Source organism: Sphingomonas sp. DBB INV C78, assembly GCF_042693015.1.
Taxonomy (GTDB): Bacteria; Pseudomonadota; Alphaproteobacteria; order Sphingomonadales; family Sphingomonadaceae; genus Sphingomonas_E.
On record NZ_CP170544.1, the window covers coordinates 2,552,577 to 2,572,914 of the forward strand.

Consider the following 20,338-nt stretch of genomic DNA (forward strand, 5'->3'; position numbering starts at 1 on the left):
AGACGACAATGCAAGGCACGATGGGCGAACCCGTCAATCCATGGGTCATGGAAACGGGAAGCATATGGTTCTGGTCGATCCTGCTGGCAGGGAGCCTTCTCTGGGTCCTTCGCGGGCGGCGTTTCTCGCTCGTCCTGCTCACGCTCATCGGGGCCACGACGAGCTTCTGGCAGGAATTTTTCGGCGACTGGGGCGCCTATGTCGCCTGGAACCCGGCGTTCGACCGCCTGCCATTCTGGGGCGAGATGGCCTATACCACGCCGGTCAAGCCGCTCTTCATTCCATTCTCATGGGGCTGGTGGTTCGCTGCGACAATCCCGCTGCTCGTGACGTTGGTCGGCTGGCTCGGGCGCAAGTTTCCCAGCATATCGACGACAATTTTCGCCTTCGCCATCGCCTTCCCGCTTTTCCTGGCCTACCAGCTTTACGCCGAGGGCAGTTCGGTCGCCAACGGCTGGTGGACCTATGACACAGTCGTCGGGCCCGCCATCGTCTCCGAGAAGGGCCAATTGCCCCTGATCTTCCCCGCTCTCCTTGGATTGTGGGCGGCCGGCCTCGTTGCACTGCTCGTCCCCCGGGATGCGGACGGATTGCGGTGGCATGAGCGCCGGCTCGGCGTCGATCGGGTCGGCCCGGGGTGGCGCCGCGAGGCCGCGCGGGCTGGTGCCTTCATTCTCCTGTTCCAGGTTACGATGTTTGCCGTGAATATCGGTCCCGCAATCCTCGGCCGACTGCTCTTCGGAGGCCCCAGCGTCCTCGTTCCCTAAGGCCGTTCGATGACCATCATGCTCTATCTCTTCGGCCTGTTCCTGCTCGCGACCGGCCTAAGCCTGTTGTGGCTCGGCACCACGCTGGTCGGCCTCGGCGGCTCGCCTTATTATGCACTCGCGGGAATCGCCTACCTGCTGACGGCATTGCTGATCCTTCGCCGCAGCTGGCACGGGGTATGGTTCTACACCGCATTCCTCGCTGCGACACTGTGCTGGGCCGTATGGGAATCGGGACTGGACGGGTGGGCGCTCGCGCCCCGCCTCGTCATGCCGTCGTTGATCGGTCTCTGGATGATCACGCCCTGGTTCCGCCGCGGCATGGGCCGGTTGCAACCGCTACCCGGCGCGTTGATGCTCTGGCCGGGATTGGGGCTGGCGACAGTTCTGGCCATCGGCGCGCCATTCTGGTTCGACCGTTTACCGACGACGATGGGCCCGGTCGCAGCCGCCATTCCGGCAAGTCCGGCGGAGGGAGACTGGCGGCATTATGGCAATGATCAGGGGGGATCGCGCTTCTCGCCGCTTGGCCAGATCACGCCCGCCAACGTCGGCGGGCTAAGGCCCGTCTGGACTTATCATACCGGCCCCATGCCGGAAGGCGCGCGGGCATCCTTTCAGGCGACACCAATCAAGATCGGCGAGCGTCTCTATCTGTGCACCGGGTACAACGACGTCATCGCGCTCGACGCCGAAACCGGACGGGAAATATGGCGCCATCGCCCCCGCGTCGATCCCAGGGGGATTTACGGCCTCACCTGTCGCGGCGTCACTTATTATCGGGTGCCGGAGGCGACAGGGCCGTGCGCAGAGCGCATCTATACCGCCACGGTCGATGCCCGCCTGATCGCGCTCGATGCCGCCACCGGCCGGTTGTGCCCAGGCTTCGGAACGACCGGTGAAGTCAACCTCCTCACCGGCATGGGTGATGTGGAAAAGGGCTATTATTTCGTGACATCACCGCCAGCTCTTGTGCGCGGGCGGCTCGTCCTCGGAGGCTGGGTCACGGATGGCCAGCATGTCGGTGAGCCGTCAGGCGTGATCCGCGCCTTCGATGCGGTCACCGGCGCTTTCTCCTGGGCCTTCGATATCGGCAGGCCGGATTTCCACGCGATGCCCGGCGCGGGCGAAAGCTTCACCCGTGGAACGCCCAACAGCTGGGCACCGATGAGCGGCGACGACGATCTCGGCCTCGTCTATGTCCCCACCGGCAATGCCACGCCCGACTATTTTGGTGCCCATCGCACGGCCAATGACGATCGCTTTGCAAGCTCGGTTGTCGCGCTCGACGCCGAGAGCGGCGCCGTCCGCTGGTCCTTCCAGACGACGCACCATGATCTGTGGGACTATGACGTCCCGGCCCAGCCGACTCTCGTCGACCTGCCCGGTGGCGTGAAGGGGCTGTTGCAGCCGACCAAGCGAGGCGAGATCTTCTTCCTCGACCGTCGCACCGGAGAGCCGATCTCGCGCGTCGAGGAGCGGCCCGTGCCCCAGGGCTCAGTTCCTGAGGAACGCGCGGCCCTGACCCAGCCTTTCTCCAGCGGAATGCCGTCGTTCGGAGGCCCGCCGCCGACCGAAAAACGTATGTGGGGCCTGACGCCGATCGATCAGGCGATGTGCCGTATCCGGTTTCGCCAGGCCCGGTTCGACGGGACGATGACGCCTCTCGGCACCGCTCGTCCGACGATCACCTGGCCGGGCTATCTCGGCGGGATCGACTGGGGCGGCGTGTCGGTCGACAAGAAACGCCACCTGATGATCGTCAACAACAACCAGGTCGCCAACTATAACCGCCTGATTCCGCGGGCCGAGGCGGATCGCCAGGGCGTGAAGCCGATGACGGCGGCGCACATGAGCGATGTCGGCGGCCCTGTCGCGCAAAAGGGCGTCCCCTATGCGGCGCACATCACTCCATTCCTGTCGCCGCTCGCAATTCCCTGCCAGCAGCCGCCCTACGGGATGGTGAGCGCCGTTGATCTCAGGAGCGGCAAGCTAGTCTGGTCGCACCGGTTCGGCACGTCCCGCGACAGCGGTCCGCTTGCGCTGCCAACCTTCCTGCCGATACCGATGGGTGTGCCCAATATCGGCGGCTCGGTTGCGACTGCGAGCGGGCTGTTCTTCATCGGTGCGACGCAGGAACATATGCTGCGCGCCTACAGCAGTGAGACAGGCGATGAACTCTGGAGGGCCCGCCTGCCCGCGGGCGGCCAGGCCACGCCGGCGACCTACTGGTCGCCGCGCAGCAACCGTCAGTTCGTGGTCATCGCCGCGGGCGGTCACGGCGCCATGCTATCGGGGAGCAGCGATACGCTGATCGCATATGCGCTGCCCAAGGAACGGAGCCGCTGAATCCAGTCGACGGGGCCGTCAGGGCGATATCCCGTCAAGCGTGGGGGAAGATCGCCGCCCGCAAACCTTGGGCGGGTGCAGCTTCCGAACGTCGGAATCCCCTATCGGCAATCTATGGTGTAGCGGTCCCGGAATTCGGTGAGGATCCTTTGAGCGGGGGCCAGCTTCTCGGCCTTCTGGCACGCGTCTACGACGACGCCAGTGCCGTAGGATGCTCGGCACACCGACATCGCGTCCTCAAACTGCGCGCTGATGTCCTCCGGCTCGAGATGGTGATTGCCGGTATGACTGTAATAGACGAATTTCCGGAAGCCCGCATAAGCGCCCTTACGGTCCTTGCCATTCACCTCGCCGCAGACCACGCCCTCATTGTTGATATGAAAGTTCCGGAACCGAGCCGAGCCCGGATCCGGCAGATCCTGCGAAACGACATGTTCCGCAGCCTTTTGGGCAGAATGGCACGCCGAAACGGCGATGATCGCTCCGAACAAGAATATCCGTCTCATCTATCTGCTTCAGCTCGAGAGGGAAGGAGGTCGTGCGGGTCGGATCTCGCGGCAGACGAGCGCTGCATGTCCGCAGCGGCGGGGCTCCGGACGGCACAAGCGAGAGGCAGGCCTGGCCGGGGCCAGTCCATCGACGCAACCCGGCCGCTGCTACCGAGTGTCACATAGGCCTTGCTGAAGTCAGCGCCCCCGAAGCAGATATTGGTGGTCAGGAAGTCGGGCATAGGGACGACATCAGCTATCCCGCCGTCCGGAGAAAAGATCAGGATTGCGCCCTGGCCCGGCGAAGCGACGCAGATCCGTCCCGATTGCTCGACCGCCAGGCTGTCGAGGAACTGTCCGGGTCCGACGCGACCCACAATGCTGCCCGCGTCCGAGACCACGCCGGGTGCCGACAACGGAAAACGCCAGAGCTGGCCGCTGAGCGTATCGGCGACATAGAGCGTCGCGCCGTCGGGCGAGAGACCGACACCATTGGCGCTGTCGATGGGGAAGATCACTTCCCTGATCGCGCTCCCGTCGGCCATGGCGTAATAGACCCCGCCCTTCTGCCGCATACGACCGCGATCGCGCCCGTGATCGCTGAACCAGAATCCGCCGGCGTCATCGAAGACCAGGTCGTTCGGTGCCCAGAAGGGTGCCGCCTCGCTTGAGGCGTAGAGCGTCTCCCACGCTCCGCTTGCAAGATCGACGACCTGGATCGACCCGGGCGGTGTATCGAAGGGCGCTTCGGTCGGAATGAGCAGATCGGGACTGGCGGACGGAGCAAATCCGCCATTGTTGCACACGTAACAGCGTCCATCGGGACCGATCGCCGCTCCGTTGGGTCCGCCGCCGAGCTCCGCCACGGTCCTTGCGGTGCCGTCGGCTGCAATGCGGGTCAGCCGTCCGCCAAGCACCTCGACGACGAGCAGATCGCCATTGGCCAGGACCACTGGCCCTTCGGGAAAAGCGAGGCCGGTGGTCAGTATATCGATATTCATAGGCACCTGCCGGTACGTGCAGCCTGCTCGATCCGGTCGAGCGTCTCGTGCAGTTTGACCGCGTCACCAAAGTCCGGTCTTGGCGCCTTCTTCCCCGCAATCGCATCGGCCATGCGGAGATAGGCCTCGGCGACATTGAGCGGGGGATTGGCGCGAAGCGATCCAGGTGTCCGATATGCGGCATCGGGAATCTCGACAGGCTCCAGTCCGCCCATGCCCCGGGTTCGATAGAGCGCCAGGTCCGACATTTGTATGCCGCGACTGCCGGGCGCTGCCACGACCACCAGATCGCCATCGTCTCCGTTGATCTCGAGCCGTACTCCGGTGCCCGGTGATGGCGCACCCGAAAGGCGGATTGTCGCGACCGCCCCGCCTTCAAGTTCGCCCGCGACCACGACCTGATCGGCCGAACTGCGCTCGATTACCTCGTTTGTGCCAACCACGGCTACCTCGCGTCGAGCCGTCTTCAGGACGCCCGAGAGCGTCTGGAAATCACCGAGCATCCATGTCAGCGCATCGATGCTATGGCCGCCGGGAATGCTCAGGAAATGTGCACCGCTCGACCGGTCCTGCAAATAGGCCATCGACGGATAGGGATGCGAAATCCAGTCGGACGAGTGGGTCAAGCCTGCGCTGCGGATTGTCCCGATTTCACCGTTTGCGATCAATGCGCGCGCGTAGTTGAGCACCGGGGCGCTGCGCGCCTGAAGGCCGATCATATGCACGATGCCGGCCTGCTCCGCCGCTGCATGGAGGGCCTGGGCCTCGTGGGTGTCACGCCCCAGCGGCCATTCGCAATAGACATGCTTTCCTGCCTCGAGCGCCATCGTGACGAGCTCGAAATGCGCGGGAACCCGCACGCAAACGGCAACCACGTCGACCTGCGGATGCGCCACCAGCGCCCGGGGATCGTCGAACGCGTGGGGCACGCCGAACCGGGACGCCGTGGCGCGCGCCGATTCCAGGTGGGATGTCGCGACCGCCGAAACCTCGAACTCGTCCAGCGCCGCCAGCGCCGGAAGGTGCGCGCCAACGCCCCAGCTCCCCTGCAGGTTGGCGCCAATCACGCCGACACGAATTTTGCCCATCACATCCCGCTCCCTTTACCAACGACGCCGTAGCTGAACGCCACGCCGTCGCTGCCGCAATGCCACTTGTCTTTCCTGCGGGAGAACTGTTGGAGTGTCCGCCGGCAGAGCTTCGCGCAACTCGTGAAGCGGTACCGGCCGCAGGTGCGGCTCCGGCCCGGAACTGGCCTCCGTCCAGCGCAGCATCATTGCGCCTTCGGTCCAGCCTCCAGGATCGAGCCAATTCGGCACCCCGGGATCCTCGAGCGCTATGACCGCCCGGAACCGCCCGTCTCCATCAAGGTGCGCCTGACCTCCATTGAGGCTGCTCTGGCGGTTCATCCAGTCGATCGTGTTCCACACCGGATCAGCAAGCTGGACATTCCAGTAGCGCACCCGCTCGGGCAGTTCGGTTTCCAGGATCAGCGCATGGCCGGGTTCCAGTCGAAAAAGTCCCTGATAATAATGTTGGCCCTCGACGCCGCCTCGCCCTGCCCAGTCGTCATGCTCGAGCCTGTTCCACAGACCCTTGTCGCGCTGCTGCTTGATGAAGCCCAGCCACAGCCCGGCATAGCGCTTGGGAAATTCCGCGAGAGCCAGCAGCCGTTCGGCAATCTCCTCCGGCGAGCGACGACGTGGCGCCAGCGGCCTGTCGATCCGCTCGATCGCGATCCGGGCATCGCGGCCGGCTCCCCAGTCGTAGCTCGCCTGACGCAGCGCGAGGGTGCGGGCTGAGGGATCGAGCCTCCGCCAGTCGCCGGACCAGTCGACGGGGCGCTCGGCACTCAGCAGGAGGTCGAACCCGCCGTCGGCTCCCAATGTCAGAGTGTCGAAGTCGATCGTTCCGAGGGAGGGCCCCAGCTTGTCCATGACGCCGAGCCCTCCGGCCACCATGTCGAGCAGGATGAAGAGGCCGTCTCCCCGCACGCCGCTGATGCGATAGCTGCCCTTCCCGTCGATCGAAGCCGAACCGTAGATGAAATCGGGGTTGGTCGAGCTGGCATTATGGGCCGTGCTGACCGCCGGCACGAAATCCGGCAGATCGGGGTCAGCAAAGGCCGTGAAATAGCCGGCAGAGAGGCTGAGGAAGAACAGCCGGTGCGCTTCCTGGACAAGCGCCGCGTCATCCGCTCTTTCGAGAAGCGCGAGCAGCCCGCCGGTTTCGGCCAGCCGATCGAGATAGTCCGTCCAGGCGGGCAATGGGACGCCAGTCACTACAGATACTCGCCATAGGCGGCGATATAGTCGGCATAGGTCTCGCGCACCTGCGCTTCGTTGAGACCGTAATCCTCGAGCGAGTAGACGTGACGACCATGCTTGTCCGCCGGGTTGGCCACGAGCCAGGCGCGCACACCCTCCTCGCTCGCGCCGGTGAACTCGATTCCGGCAAAGTCGTAGACCGCGCGCACCGCCGCGACGGGATCTGCGGCCAGGTCGCGATAACGCATGTCGAGGATCGGCAGGTCCGGGTGGGCCTTGCGATAGGCCATCATCCGCTTCTGGCCGTCATGCCAGAGGTGAAGCAGCTCATGGCCGAGCTTCGCGCGATCCTGATGGTCGAAGCTGACGCTCCGGATCACCTCGATCAGTCGGGATATCGATGCCATCACAGTCACCGGATCGCGATGCGGCTGGACGAACATGGCGTCGGGATAGGCAGCAAGCAATTCGGGCAGGTGATAGGCATGTTCCTGCACCTTGAGGACCCAGCGTCGGCGTGGATTGCGCCAGGCAAGATGCTGCAGCCACATACGGTGCACCTCATAACCAAACCGCGTATCGGCCTGCAGGTACCACCGATAATATTCGCTCAGCCGGAAGAGCATCACGGGATTGAGGCCCTGGAAGGCGGTTTCCAGGATCATGCCGCACTCCTGCGGTATGCGGCTGCCGATCGGGTGGGCTTTCAGGACATCCGCCCACTTTCCTGAAAAGTTCGCGGCGACATAATCGTCGAAGGCCTGCGCCCGCGGATCCTGTTCGAACGTCGCGGCATCGGGAGGCGGTGAAGGCATCGCGACTTCCCACGAAAGGGGCGTGCGAACCGCTGGGTCGGATCCGATCAGCGCGTGGAGGAGGCTCGTCCCGCAGCGCGGGAGACCGAGGATGAAAACGGGCCGATCAATGGCGACCGCGGCGATTTCCGGGTGGCGGCGGCGATCGGCTTCGATCTGGGCCAAACGCCGCAGATTGTCGCCGAACTGCTCCATGGCCCGTACCTGGCCCGTGTCGCCAAGACCAGGTTCGCCCCCGAGCGCAGACAATGCCGCCTTGAGCCCTGGACGAACGCCCTGGCGCAATTCCGGCGACAGATCGAACGTCGCGAGCATTTGATCCGCATCCATCGCAATCCCGTCCGGCATCGTTGGCTCCCTCCTGGTCGGGAGGGACATATCTGCTTTGCCGTCGCGTCCTACCCGTCCTCGGACAGGTGAACCGCGCTCGCTGTAGCGCCCAAGCCGTTAAAAAGCAGAGGAGACGGGGATGCTGGTCGACCTACAGAAGCTCTATGGTCTGGCGGGGCGAGTGGCGATCGTGACCGGGGCGGCGCAGGGGATGGGCGAAGCGATCGCCCGCTATCTCGCGGGCATGGGAGCATCGGTCGCGGTCGCCGACATCAATGTGACGCTTGCCGAGAAGGTGGCCTCGTCGATCCGGTCTGAAGGCGCCCTTGCGAGGGCCTGGGCTGTCGACATGGCAAATGAAGCTTCGGTGGTAGCGCTTGTCCGTTCCGTCCGGGAAGACCTCGGCGGTCTCCACATCCTCGTCAACAATGCCGGCGTCCAGGACCGCAACTTCATCGAGGATACGAGTACGGACTTCTGGGACAGGGTGATGGCGATCAACCTGCGCGGCGTGTTTGTCGCGACCCGCGAAGCCGTCGCCATCATGCGCGCGGACGGCACCAGGGGCCGGATCGTCAATACCGCCTCGAACAGCGCCTTCCATGCGACTGCACCCAGCCTGTTCGCTTACTCGACCTCGAAGGCGGGCGTTGCCGGCCTCACCCGCGCAACGGCCCTGGAAGTTGCAAAGGATGGCATCGGTGTAAACGCCATCTGCCCGGGCAATACCGCCACGCCCGGACAATTGACTGCGACCGGACCTGATTTTCCGCCCGAACAGGTCGCCGCATTCCTGCCGCCGATCGGGCGCCAAGGCACGCCCGACGATATCGCCGCCGGCGTCCTGTTCCTCGCGTCCGACGCCTCTGCCTTCATGACCGGCCAGACGCTGGTGATGGATGGCGGCGCACTCACCTGTTGAGCGGAAAGAGACGAATGCGCGATAGCTACGACTATATCATCGTCGGCGCGGGCTCGTCTGGCTGCGTCCTGGCAAACCGCCTTTCAGCAGACCCCGATATCTCGGTTCTCCTGGTGGAGGCCGGCCCTGATGACACGAGCCCGCTCATCCGGATGCCTCGCGGCATTGGCAAGCTGCTCGCCCCCGGCAATCCCCACGTCTGGGATTATCCCGTCCGGCCCGCCGGAAACCTGCCTGCGGAAACCTGGCTCAAGGGACGCGCTGTCGGCGGATCGAGTTCGATCAATGGCATGGTCTATGTCCGCGGTGCGCCTGCCGACTATGACCATTGGGCCGAACTTGGCTGCGTCGGCTGGGGCTGGGACACCATGGGCCGGCACTTCGTCGCACTCGAGGATCATGAACTGGGCGCTGGCGAATGGCGTGGAGCGGGCGGCCCCCTGAGGATCTCGGTCCACCCAGCCGGCAATCCCTTGTGCGAAGCGGTGCTGGACGCTGCCGAACAGATGGGCACGCCGCGCGCGGCCGACGTCAATGATGTTGGAACGGTCGCAAACGGTGGCATGGGCTATCAGACGACGACGACGTGGCGCGGCAAGCGCTTTTCGGCCGCGCGCGCCTTTCTCGACCCCGTACGCGAGCGCCCCAATCTGCACATCGCACCGCAGACGCAGGCGCTCCGGATCCTGTTCACGGATCGGCGCGCAACAGGTGTCAGGCTATGCGATGGCCAGGGAGAGCGCAGTGTCGCAGCTACCCGCGAGGTGATCCTTTCGGCCGGCGCAATCGAGTCGCCAAAACTGCTTCAGCTATCCGGTATCGGAAATGCCAGCGAGCTTGCCAGGCTTGGAGTCGAGCCGATTGTCGATTCGATCGACGTGGGCAGGAACCTGCGCGAACACCGCTATTTGTCGATCCAGTATCGGGTGAAAGGCGAGAGCCTCAACAAGCGCTTCACGGGGCTCGGCCTGCTGCGCTCGGCGCTGGATTATGGTCTGCGCTCGAAGGGTCCCCTCACCCATAGCGCACATGAGGTCGGCGGCTTCATCAAGACCCGGCCGGATCTCGATCGGGCCGACGCCCAGATTGGTGTGGGGCTCTACAGCTTCAACACCGATGCCAGAGGCGCTGTCGCGATCGATCCCTTTCCGGGCATGACCATCCTTGGCTATTTCACGCGTCCGGAAAGCCAGGGCCAAATCCGCATTGTCTCGCCGGATCCGCTCGAACGGCCACTGATCGAAGCCAATCATTTCTCCGCCGAAGTGGACCGCCAGAGCGCGGTCTCGCTGTTCCGCTGGCTTCGCAGGCTCGGTCAGCAGCCGTCGCTCAAGCATTGGATCACCGAAGAAACGCAGCCGGGCGATCGAATCGCGAGCGACGAGGACGTGCTCGCCAATGCCATCGCCCTCGGCGGCACGTCCTTTCACATTTGCGGCACCTGCCGAATGGGTGCCGACAGCGCATCCGTCGTCGATCCCGAACTGAAGGTCCGCGGCGTGGACGGGCTGCGTGTGGTCGACACCTCGATCATGCCGACCATCGTCTCGGGCAACACCAATGCGCCAGCCATGGCCATCGCGATGAACGCCGCAGGCATGATCCTGCGCCAGCAAAAGGCTTGATATGACCATTCCGTTCACGACGCTCGACAAGCTTTACATTGATGGCAGCTGGGCGGACGCGGGGCCGGACCGAGACGATGTCCTCAATCCCGCGACCGAAGAGATTATCGGTCATGCGCCGGTGGGCACGATACAGGCCGCGGATACCGCAATCGCGGCTGCCCGCCGGGCATTCGACCATGGTCCATGGCCACGGATGTCGATAGCCGAGCGAGTAACCCTGCTTCGCCGGATGTATGCCGCACTCGACGCGCGCCGCGCAGACATCGCAGCGCTCATCGTCGCCGAAGTGGGCTGTGCACAAGGCATCACCCACGGAATGCAGGTGGGTGCGCCGCTCGATCATTTTGCCTCCGCGCTCGATCATGCGCGCGACGAGACCGTCCGCCTGCCGCTCGACGTCACACCGGATTTCATGAATCCGGACGGTCCGCGCAAGATGGGCGGTACGACGGTCGTGCGGGAACCGGTCGGGGTCGTCGCCGGAATCACCGGCTATAATTTTCCGTTCCTTCTCAACCTCGCCAAGATCGTGCCCGCGCTCCTTGCCGGCAACACGCTTGTGCTCAAGCCGTCGCCGTTCACGCCATTCTCGGCCTTGCTGTTCGGAGAGATTGCTGACGAGATCGGTCTGCCCAAAGGCGTGCTCAACGTCGTGACAGGCGGGCCCGATGTCGGCTCCCTCCTCACCACCGATCCGCGCGTCGATCTCGTCAGCTTCACGGGATCCGAGGGCGTGGGCGCACTGATCATGGCGCAAGCCGCCCCTACGCTGAAGCGCGTGCATCTCGAACTCGGCGGCAAGTCGGCGCTGATCGTCCGCCACGATGCGGACATCGTTCAAGCAGCCCAGATGGCGGTCGGTATACTCTCGGTGAACGCCGGCCAAGGTTGTGCGCTGCTCACCCGGCTTCTCGTTCACAACAGCGTGCGGAAGCAGTTCGTCGCGACCGCCGCAGCGACAGCGAGCCATTTCAAGATCGGCAATGCCGCCGATCCGTCGGTGATGATGGGGCCGCTAATCCGCGAGGCGCAACGCGCGAAGGTCGAGCATTTCATCGCCGTCGGGCGCGATGAGGGGGCCAGGCTCGTCCATGGCGGCGGTCGCCCGGAAGGCCTTTCCAAGGGCTATTTTACCGACATCACGCTCTTCGACGATGTCGCGAACAGCATGACGATCGCCCAGGAGGAGATATTCGGACCGGTCGGCGCGGTGATCGGCTTCGACAGTGATGAAGAGGCCATCGCGATCGCCAATGACAGTCGCTTCGGTCTGAATGGCGGCATCGAAACCGCGGACGCCGCTACCGGATATGAAATGGCGCTTCGTCTGCGAACGGGAAGCGTTGCCCTGAATGGCGGCACCGGCCGGATGAGTTATGCTCCGATTGGCGGCTACAAGCGGTCCGGCATCGGCCGCGAATATGGACCCGACTGGTTGCGCGAATATCAGCAGGAAAAGTCGGTTTTCTATCCCGTCGGTCGATGATGCGTGCCATCACGACGCCTGCCGTCACATCCCCTTGACCTCCGGCATCACCCGTTCGGCGAAAAGGTCGAGGGCCGTCTCGCGCTGGTCCGGTGACCCGATTCCGAAAGCAAGATCAACAATGCCGACACCGCAATCGCGCAGCGTCTCGAAACGCCCCACGAGTGTCTCCGGGCCGCCGACGAAATAGGGTTCGGAGACCAATGGCACCACCGGCGGCCCGCCAAGCGCGCCCTGCTGGAGCCGGGCCTGCTCGGCCTGCTTCCGCCCGAAGAACGCCGCCATATCGTCCGCCGCCTGGGCATCGCTGGACGCCGGATAGGCGATCCCCCGATAGAGAACATGGTCTGCCGTGGGCTCCCATCCTGCACTTGCCGCCGCCGCACGATAGAGCGCCACCCACTTGGCTACCATCTCGGGCGGCGCGAAGGAAAAGGCGATCCCCATCCGCCGTTCGGCCGCAAAGGCGATCGATTCCTCGCTATTGCCGGATCCGTAGATGAGCGGGTGCGGCTCTTGCAGCGGTCGCGGCCAAACCGAGACGGTACTGAACTGGAAATGCTCGCCATCCCAGCGGAAGGGCTGGTCGGCGCGCCAGGCTTTCAGGATCAGGTCGATCCCTTCCTGCGTCATGCCACGCGTTCCGTCGCTGCCGGTGTCATAGGTGCGATGTTCGTTGGGAGTTCCGCGCAGGAACAAGACGACGAGCCGTCCGCCGCTCAGCATATCGAGCATCGCGAGCTCCTCGGCGAGCCTGATCGGGTTGATCAGAGGGACGAGTGGCCCAAGAAGCGCAATCCGTGCGCGCTTGACGATATGGGTCAGCGCGCCCGCCATGACGCATGGATTGGGCGTCATGATATACGGCGCATAATGATGTTCGGAGACGCTGACCCAGTCGAACCCCAGGGCATCGGCTTTTCCACACATCATGAGGCTGTGCTCGAAGGCGGCTCGCGCGGTGGCGCGATCGCAATGGAGGGGCGCCGCCGGCCAGATTTCGATACCCGGCGCTGGCCCGTCATAACCCGTCATGCCTAGATAGGATAATTTCATCGCAGCCCCCTGGACCTCCACCCGGCATCGGGCAGCCATGGTCGAGGGAATGCGACGGTCTTTTCGTCGGCAGGCCTATCCAAAGAAGGGCGGGTTCATCCCCGTCCCGCTTATCATCCCTGTCAAACATGGGGACGAGGTGATGAGGATGAAGTTCGAGAGGACCAAGGCTCGACCTGTTTGCGCTGACGACGAACGTGCAATCATCGCAGTGCTGTTGCGCTACGCGACAGGTATCGACAGCCGCGACTGGCCCTTGTTCCGGACATGTTTTTCAGACGATTTCGAGGCCGATTATGGCAGCTTCGGCAAATGGCGCGGCCCGCGCGAGATCACCGACTATATGCGTCAGGCGCACGCCCATCTTGGACCAACCCTGCATCGCCTCACCAACTTCACGGTCGAGGACGACAGCACGCATGTGCGCGCGCGAAGCTATGTCGATGCATTGCTGATGCCGCTCGCGACCGGCGGTCCCATCCATCGCGGAATCGGCTGGTATGACGATCAGATGGTTCGGACCTCCGAGGGCTGGAAGATTGCCCGGCGCCAGTTCACGCCCGTCCGTCTCGCTTGAAAGGCACACCTGTCCCGATGTCGAACCAGCAGGTCATTCTCGTAAATCGTCCGACCGGCGTCGCCCAGGCAACGGATTTCGTCGTCCGCACGGGCAGAATAGACGAACTGCAAGACGGTCAGTTGCTTGTCCGCAATCATTTTCTCTCGGTGGAACCCGCTATGCGCGGCTGGATCGCCGATGCCGGCAATTATTCCGCACCGGTTGCTATTGGCGAGGTGATGAGGGCCCTGGCGTCGGGCGAGGTGATTGCTTCGCGGCATCCCGACTATCAGGGAGGCTATTTCGTCATGGGATGGTTCGGCTGGCAGGATTATGCCGTCGTTGATCCCGGAAAAATCGTGCAGCGCACGAACAGGGCCGAACTGTCTGCCTCGCTCGGTATCCTCGGTCTGACCGGCGTCACGGCCTATCTGGCGTTGACCGGTGTCGGCAATCCCCGTCCCGGCGAGACTGTCGTGATATCCACGGCCGCCGGCGCGGTCGGCTCGACAGCAGGCCAGATCGCACGGATCCTTGGATGCCGGACCGTGGGCATAACCGGTGGACCAGCGAAGGTGCAGATGTGTCTCGACGACTTCGGCTATGACGCAGCCATAGATTATCAGGGCGAGGACGTCCCGGAACGGATTGCCGCCCTCTGTCCCGACGGCGTCGACGTTTATTTCGACAATACATCGGGTGCGATCAGCGATGCCGTGCTGCCGCATCTGGCCTTGGGTGGTCGCGTCATCATCTGTGGAACGGCGGCGGTCCAGCGCTGGGACGACTGGCCGGTCGGCCCCCGCGTCGAACGACACCTCCTTGTCAAACGGGGGCGGATGGAGGGCTTCGTGATCTTCGACCATATGGACCGCTATGGCGAAGCCGTTGAGCGCCTGCGCGCCTGGCTGGCGGACGGCCGCCTTACGCATCGCGAAGACATTCTAGAAGGAATCCATGCCTGCCCCGACGCTCTTGCCGGTCTCTATCGCGGCGAGAATCGGGGCAAGCGCCTCATTCGACTCGTCTGAACCTCTATCCACATCACGTCGCACGGGAGCTAAGATGACGGACATTTCCGGAAAGGTCGCAGTCGTCACCGGCGCTTCGGCGGGTATCGGTGAGGCCATCGCCCGCAATCTGGCTGAAGCCGGCGCGAAACTGGTCCTAGTCGCGCGGCGGCAGGAACGCCTGGAAGCTCTTGCCCGGGAAATCGGCGGGGACACGGCCATCCTGGCCGTAGATCTGGCCGAGCCGGATGCGCCCGAGCGAATGCTCGCCTTTGTCGAGAAGCGCTTCGGCCGCGTGGATATCCTCGTCAACAATGCCGGCATGCTCAGAGTGGGAACGTTCGAGACGTTCGATCTCGCCGAAGTGCGACCCATGATCGCGCTGAACTATGAGTCGATCGTCCACAGCAGCATTCTTTTCGCGCGCGCGATGAAGGCGGCGGGCAGCGGCCAAATCGTTAACATCTCCAGCATCGGCGCTGGCATCACCGCGGCGGGTACAGGCATTTACGGTGGCCTCAAGCGAGCCCTCGAGAGCTTTACAGATGTCCTTCGCATCGAGCTTGCAGGCTCGGGCGTCAGGGTCGGGCTGGTCGCTCCCGGCACCACCGGCACCGAAATCTTCGACGACATGAAAGCCCATGGCCAGCCAGGCTGGGACGAATTCATTCCCGCTCTAGAACCCGAGGATGTCGCCCGCGCGGTTCGCTTCATCGTCGAGCAGCCGCCGCGCGCCAACACGGCGCGCGTGCACGTCTATTCGGCGTCGGAAGGATTCTAGATCATTCCAGCGTCGCGTAGGCGGAGAGCCGAAACGGGCTGAATGGTTCGCCGGTCTGGACTTTCCGGACCCATTGCGGATCCATCAGCAGTGCGCGGCCGATCGCGACGAGATCGAACTCGCCGCGCTCGAACCGCTCGACGACCATTGAGAGATTGTTCACCGCCTGCGTGTCCTCGACGAATGACGATTGCAGGTCCTTGGTGAAGCCGATGCCGCCAACGGTCATCGTCGGTCGCCCGGTCACTTTCCGCACCCAGCCGGCCAGACCCATGTCCGAACCTTCGAACGCGGCGGCGTTGAACAGTCGGGTGCTCGCGTCGAATATGTCGACGCCGGCATTCGCGATCGGCCCCAGCAGCATCTCCAGCTCTGCCGGCGTCTCGGCATTGCGCGCGCCATAATCCTGGATTTTCCACTGAGAGAAGCGGTACATGATCGGAAAATCCTCGGCCGTCGCGGCGCGGATGGCGCGGACGATCTCGACGGCAAATGTGGCCCGGCGAACCAGGTCTCCTCCCCAGCGATCGTCGCGACGATTGGTATGCGGCCACAAGAAGCTGTCGATCAGATACCCGTGCGCGCCGTGCAGGGCGACACCGTCAAATCCCACCGCATGCGCATTTGCCGCGCTTCTCGCAAAGCCGGCAATGATATCCCCGATCTCGCTGTCGGTGAGTGGACGCGTGTCGGCTCGCATCTGGTCGACATAGGCAGACGGCACCATCGCCTTGTCGGTCGGCCCCCAAGTGCCTGACGGCCGGGCCGAAAGCGTTTCGGGCGCATTGCCCGTCCCGTTCAGGCGGATCGGCCCCATATGCCAGAGCTGCGGCATGATCCGGCCGCCCGCCGCGTGCACGCCGTCCACGACGCGCCGCCACCCCGCAAGCGCAGCCTCGCCATGCATGACCGGTGTGTCGTGCTCACCCATCGTTCCGGCGCCAAGCGCGCTCGCATGATCCACCCCGACGCCCTCGGTGATGACGAGGCCCACATTAGCCTCGGCTCGTCGCCGATAATAAGCTGCGACATTTTCTCCGGGCACGCCGCCAGGTGAGAAGTTCCGCGTCATCGGCGACATCACGAACCGATTGGTCAGGCGGAGCGGGCCGATGTCGAACGGCGAAAACAGGATATCGCTCTTTTCGGACACTTGCTGCTCCTCGGCGCTTCAATCGGCCGACCTCGACGTCGGCTCCTTCCTCCTCTCCATGATCGAGAAGGCCGGAACGGATGACCTGCCGGGCGATAGGATGCCGTCCGCCGAGATCCTGTGCATGGTCGGTTCCGCAGTCCCGCTTGCGACGGGGGCGCGCGACGGAGAGGTCAGCTCATGGCGAAAGCCAGTATCGACGCCAGCCTAGTGGCGAAATCCGCGTCAGTTCATGCCGGTTCGACGGCAAGCGCCGACTGCGGACAGGCTTCGGCGCCTTCGCGCGCCTTTTCCTCGAGCCCCTCGGGCACGATCTCGGTTTCGACGAAGACGATGCCGTTGGCATCCAGCTTGAACACTTCGGGGCAGATTTCCGCGCAAATTCCATAGCCGCAGCACGCCGGCTTATCGATCACCACCTTCAAACGCTCAGCCATCATTTTCTCCTCTCCAACCCATATTACATATTGAACAGCTTTTGTTCAATATGTATAACACAGCCAATAAGGATTTCCGACGACTGGAGAGAAAGCCATGCTTCAACGACGCCCGCTGGTGCTGCGCGACGGCACTTCGATCGACGATCTGATCGACCGCAACATGAATGAGGTGTCGTTGCGGGTGATGAGCGACGAGGAGCTCTATCAACTCGAGATGGAGCGGATCTTCGCGAAGACCTGGCTCCTGCTCGGCCATGAGACCGAGATCCCCAAGGGTGGCGACTTCATTGTTCGCGACATGGGTGAGGACAATGTCATCGTCTCGCGCGACCGCCAGGGCGAGATCCATGTTTCGCTGAATGTGTGCCCCCATCGCGGCATGAAGGTCTGCACGGCGGAGGCTGGAAACGCCCAGGCGCATCGCTGCATCTACCATGGCTGGGCGTTTCGTCCCGACGGCAGCTTCATCGGAGCGCCGATCGAAAAGGAGCAGATGCACGGTGACAAGCGTCCGAAGGAGGAACTCGGTCTCAAGAAGGCACGCGTGCATCTCTATGGCGGCCTGATTTTCGCGACCTGGAATCCCGAGGGGACGTTCGATGAGTTCCTCGGCGACGCCAAATTCTATCTCGACCAGCTCTTCTGCCGCAGCGACAACGGCCTGGAGATGCTGGGTCCGCCGCAGCGGTTCGTGCTTCCGTGCAACTGGAAGATCCCCGGCGAACAATCGGGCTCGGACGGCTTCCATACGCTGACGCTCCATCGCTCGCTGATGGAGGGCGGCATCATGGGGGGAACCGCCGAGTCGATCTACGACAATGCGCCGGGCATGTATGGTGTCGACATCAGTTGCGATCAGGGACATTCGCTGCGTTGCCTTGAAGCTGCGCAGACCTTCAAGATGTTCGCCGACGTGAGCTTCGAGGGCAAGACCGTCGAGGAGCGCCTTCACCTGCTGCCCCCGCCCGGCGTCACCAAGGAGATGATCCCGCAGCTGTTCAAGAATCTGTCGGAACGCCAGGTCGAGCAGCTGGCCACGTGCCCACCCCAGGTGGGCGGCCTGTTCCCCAACGTCCTGCTCGCCTTCATTTTCGCGCCGCGCACCGACGGCGGTGCATCGGGCGCGCTCGCGCTCCACACCTATGTGCCAAAGGGCCCCAATCATGTGGAGTTCGTGAACTTCATCTTCGCCGAGAAGGATGCACCCGAGCAGGTCAAGCGCGACATGCTTCAGAACGCCATCCAGCAGACCGGCACCTCGGGCATCATCGAGCAGGACGATGCCGATACGTGGCCGCAGATCATGCGCAATTCGCGCGGTGCCGTCAGCAAGCACATGACGCTCAAATATCAGGCGCTCACCGGCCACCACAAGCCGGACGACTGGTACGGCGACGGCTATGTCTATCCGGGCTTCACCAAGGACGACACGCAGTGGAACTGGTGGATGGCCTACTACAATCTCATGACCGCCACCGCCTGACCCTGCCGACTGCCTGAGAGGATATTTCCATGACCGATTATTCCACGGCCGCAGTCGACAAGAGTGGCGTCCTGCGTGGCCTCGTTTCCAAAACCCGCGTTCCGCTCGGGTCCGAAGTCTATAATCGCATTCTCGAGACGCTGTATGACGAGGCAGCCGCCCTCGACGAGCGTCGCTTTGATGACTGGGTCGCGATGCTGGGCGAGGACCTCATTTATACCGCGCCGATCCGGCTCACGCGCACCGGTCCCAATCGCGACCGGGACGTCATGCGGACGATGATGCATTTCGACGACAATTATGCGTCGATCCTCATGCGGACAGGCCGGCTGGCGAAGAGCGCCTGGGCGGAAGATCCACCCTCGCGCTGCCGCCGCTTCGTTACCAATGTACGCGTTGCCGAGTGCGACGCACCAGACCAATACGAAGTGGTCAGCTATCTCTATGTCGAGCGCAGCCGCGGCGACAATTGGCACAATGAGACGGTGACGGCGGAACGACGCGATATCTGGCGGGCGGTCGACGGCGGCTACAAGCTGTCGAAGCGCGAGATCATCTGCGACCAGTCGACCCTGTCGATGTCCAACTTCGCCATCTTCTTCTAGTCGCGATGCCCGGCAAGGCCCCTCCCCATATCATCGTCGTCGGCAGTGGCCTTGCCGGCTACGGCATCCTGCGCGAACTGCGCCGGCTCTCGCCCGAAGCCCAGTTGACCCTCGTCACGCTCGACGATGGACATTTCTATTCGAAACCAGCTCTCTCGACGGCACTTGCCAAAGGCAAGGTCCCCGATACGCTGGTCACGACGCCCGCCGCCAAGATGGCAGCGCAGCTGAAACTGGATCTGCGAGCCGGTCGCGAGGCCGAAGCCATCGACACGGTCGGCCGGGTGTTGCTGACGACCGGGGGGCCGATCGCCTATGACGCCCTGGTGCTGGCACTGGGCGCGGATCCCGTGCGCCCGCAAATTGAAGGCGACGCGGCGCATCGCGCCTTTTCGGTCAACAATCTCGATCAGTATCGCGAGTTCCGGGAAGCCTTGCCTGATGGCGCTCGTGTGCTTGTCATGGGCGGAGGGCTGGTCGGCACCGAATTTGCCAATGACCTCTCGGCCACCGGCTACCGGCCCATCGTCGTCGATATGCTCGGGCACCCCCTCGCCCAGCTGGTACCAGCAGGCGTCGGTGCCGTTGTCCAGGCCGCTCTTGAGGAGCAGGGCGTCGCCTGGCATCTCGGCCGCCGGGTCGCTGCGATCCATCGGCAGGACGGAGGCGTCCGGGCCGAGCTCGACGACGGAACGGTTATCGAGGCCGAAGCCGTGCTTTCGGCGGTTGGCCTTCGCCCGCATACCAGGCTCGCCGAAGAGGGCGGGCTGGCCGTCGATCGCGGTATCAAGGTCGATGCGACCGGCCGCACCAGCGACCCGCATATCTATGCCATTGGCGATTGTGCCGAGTATCAGCGTGGACTTGCCGCTTATGTAACGCCGATCATGGCGGCGGCGCGCGCAATCGCACCGAGTGTCCTCGGGACGCCGACCGAGATTCGCTTTCCGCCATTGTCGGTTCAGGTGAAGACCACGGCATGCCCCGTCGTCCTGCTTCCGGCACCTTTCGGCGTCGATGGAGAATGGGAAGAAAGCGAGGCGGATGAGGCCGGGCTCAAATATCTGTTCCGGGATCGTAGCGGAGTCGTTTGCGGTTACGTCCTGACCCGCGACAAGTGCCAGGAACGGACGGAACTGGACCGCTCGCTCAGCGAGTTGTCGACTAGCGGGGAACAGGCATGACAGGGCTGTTGGAA

Annotated in this window: 19 protein-coding genes; 11 read left to right on the top strand and 8 right to left on the bottom strand. The window is 63.7% G+C overall.

Annotated features, from left to right (window positions below):
• Nucleotides 1–8 precede the first annotated feature (8 nt).
• Together ACFB49_RS12060 and ACFB49_RS12065 are read left to right on the top strand one after the other, a co-directional pair.
• Nucleotides 9–767, top strand: coding sequence for a hypothetical protein (locus ACFB49_RS12060; protein WP_380879743.1), 759 nt, complete (start codon nt 9–11; stop codon nt 765–767).
• A 9-nt stretch (nt 768–776) separates the two neighbouring features.
• Complete coding sequence (locus ACFB49_RS12065) at nt 777–3,116, top strand: membrane-bound PQQ-dependent dehydrogenase, glucose/quinate/shikimate family (protein WP_380879745.1); 2,340 nt, start codon at nt 777–779, stop codon at nt 3,114–3,116.
• A gap of 101 nt (nt 3,117–3,217) precedes the next feature.
• On the opposite strand, the gene ACFB49_RS12070 is transcribed toward ACFB49_RS12065, so the two are convergent.
• Genes ACFB49_RS12070 through ACFB49_RS12090 form a run of 5 tightly spaced genes read right to left on the bottom strand, consistent with a single transcriptional unit; the run spans nt 3,218 to nt 8,035 of the window.
• Nucleotides 3,218–3,607: a hypothetical protein gene (locus ACFB49_RS12070; protein WP_380879747.1), complete on the bottom strand. Its 390-nt coding sequence runs from the start codon at nt 3,605–3,607 to the stop codon at nt 3,218–3,220.
• Between the two features lie 11 nt (nt 3,608–3,618).
• On the bottom strand, nt 3,619–4,605 hold the full coding sequence (locus ACFB49_RS12075; RefSeq protein WP_380879749.1) for an SMP-30/gluconolactonase/LRE family protein: 987 nt from the start codon (nt 4,603–4,605) through the stop codon (nt 3,619–3,621).
• Nucleotides 4,602–5,693 (bottom strand): Gfo/Idh/MocA family protein, encoded by a 1,092-nt coding sequence (locus tag ACFB49_RS12080; RefSeq protein ID WP_380879751.1) that lies wholly within the window; start codon nt 5,691–5,693, stop codon nt 4,602–4,604. The genes ACFB49_RS12075 and ACFB49_RS12080 overlap by 4 nt, the downstream gene beginning before the upstream one ends.
• A gap of 15 nt (nt 5,694–5,708) precedes the next feature.
• On the bottom strand, nt 5,709–6,887 hold the full coding sequence (locus ACFB49_RS12085) for a hypothetical protein (protein WP_380879752.1): 1,179 nt from the start codon (nt 6,885–6,887) through the stop codon (nt 5,709–5,711).
• A complete protein-coding gene (locus ACFB49_RS12090) occupies nt 6,887–8,035 on the bottom strand; it encodes a sulfotransferase family protein (protein WP_380879754.1) in 1,149 nt (382 codons plus the stop codon). The genes ACFB49_RS12085 and ACFB49_RS12090 overlap by 1 nt, the downstream gene beginning before the upstream one ends.
• A gap of 121 nt (nt 8,036–8,156) precedes the next feature.
• On the opposite strand from ACFB49_RS12090, the gene ACFB49_RS12095 reads away from it, so the two are divergent.
• From ACFB49_RS12095 to ACFB49_RS12105, 3 genes are read left to right on the top strand one after another with little or no spacing between them, the layout of a single operon-like run.
• Nucleotides 8,157–8,939: an SDR family NAD(P)-dependent oxidoreductase gene (locus ACFB49_RS12095; RefSeq protein WP_380879756.1), complete on the top strand. Its 783-nt coding sequence runs from the start codon at nt 8,157–8,159 to the stop codon at nt 8,937–8,939.
• A 14-nt stretch (nt 8,940–8,953) separates the two neighbouring features.
• Nucleotides 8,954–10,564 (top strand): GMC family oxidoreductase, encoded by a 1,611-nt coding sequence (locus ACFB49_RS12100; RefSeq protein ID WP_380879758.1) that lies wholly within the window; start codon nt 8,954–8,956, stop codon nt 10,562–10,564.
• Nucleotide 10,565: 1 nt separating this feature from the next.
• Nucleotides 10,566–12,053 (top strand): aldehyde dehydrogenase family protein, encoded by a 1,488-nt coding sequence (locus ACFB49_RS12105; protein WP_380879760.1) that lies wholly within the window; start codon nt 10,566–10,568, stop codon nt 12,051–12,053.
• Between the two features lie 24 nt (nt 12,054–12,077).
• Here the strand turns inward: ACFB49_RS12105 and ACFB49_RS12110 are convergent, their stop codons facing one another.
• Nucleotides 12,078–13,109: an LLM class flavin-dependent oxidoreductase gene (locus ACFB49_RS12110; protein WP_380879762.1), complete on the bottom strand. Its 1,032-nt coding sequence runs from the start codon at nt 13,107–13,109 to the stop codon at nt 12,078–12,080.
• A gap of 148 nt (nt 13,110–13,257) precedes the next feature.
• On the opposite strand from ACFB49_RS12110, the gene ACFB49_RS12115 reads away from it, so the two are divergent.
• From ACFB49_RS12115 to ACFB49_RS12125, 3 genes are read left to right on the top strand one after another with little or no spacing between them, the layout of a single operon-like run.
• Nucleotides 13,258–13,686: a nuclear transport factor 2 family protein gene (locus ACFB49_RS12115; protein ID WP_380879764.1), complete on the top strand. Its 429-nt coding sequence runs from the start codon at nt 13,258–13,260 to the stop codon at nt 13,684–13,686.
• Nucleotides 13,687–13,703: 17 nt separating this feature from the next.
• Nucleotides 13,704–14,699, top strand: coding sequence for an NADP-dependent oxidoreductase (locus ACFB49_RS12120; protein ID WP_380879766.1), 996 nt, complete (start codon nt 13,704–13,706; stop codon nt 14,697–14,699).
• A complete protein-coding gene (locus tag ACFB49_RS12125; RefSeq protein ID WP_380879768.1) occupies nt 14,626–15,459 on the top strand; it encodes an SDR family oxidoreductase in 834 nt (277 codons plus the stop codon). The genes ACFB49_RS12120 and ACFB49_RS12125 overlap by 74 nt, the downstream gene beginning before the upstream one ends.
• A gap of 1 nt (nt 15,460) precedes the next feature.
• Here the strand turns inward: ACFB49_RS12125 and ACFB49_RS12130 are convergent, their stop codons facing one another.
• Together ACFB49_RS12130 and ACFB49_RS12135 are read right to left on the bottom strand one after the other, a co-directional pair.
• Nucleotides 15,461–16,612: an NADH:flavin oxidoreductase gene (locus ACFB49_RS12130; protein ID WP_380879770.1), complete on the bottom strand. Its 1,152-nt coding sequence runs from the start codon at nt 16,610–16,612 to the stop codon at nt 15,461–15,463.
• 230 nt (nt 16,613–16,842) lie between these two features.
• Nucleotides 16,843–17,049: a ferredoxin gene (locus ACFB49_RS12135; protein ID WP_029624443.1), complete on the bottom strand. Its 207-nt coding sequence runs from the start codon at nt 17,047–17,049 to the stop codon at nt 16,843–16,845.
• Nucleotides 17,050–17,146: 97 nt separating this feature from the next.
• Between ACFB49_RS12135 and ACFB49_RS12140 the strand changes: the two genes are divergently transcribed.
• Genes ACFB49_RS12140 through ACFB49_RS12150 form a run of 3 tightly spaced genes read left to right on the top strand, consistent with a single transcriptional unit; the run spans nt 17,147 to nt 20,324 of the window.
• Complete coding sequence (locus ACFB49_RS12140) at nt 17,147–18,535, top strand: aromatic ring-hydroxylating dioxygenase subunit alpha (protein ID WP_380879772.1); 1,389 nt, start codon at nt 17,147–17,149, stop codon at nt 18,533–18,535.
• Nucleotides 18,536–18,564: 29 nt separating this feature from the next.
• On the top strand, nt 18,565–19,140 hold the full coding sequence (locus ACFB49_RS12145) for a 3-phenylpropionate/cinnamic acid dioxygenase subunit beta (RefSeq protein ID WP_010124894.1): 576 nt from the start codon (nt 18,565–18,567) through the stop codon (nt 19,138–19,140).
• Between the two features lie 5 nt (nt 19,141–19,145).
• Nucleotides 19,146–20,324, top strand: coding sequence for an NAD(P)/FAD-dependent oxidoreductase (locus ACFB49_RS12150; protein WP_380879774.1), 1,179 nt, complete (start codon nt 19,146–19,148; stop codon nt 20,322–20,324).
• The last annotated feature ends 14 nt before the right edge of the window (nt 20,325–20,338 follow it).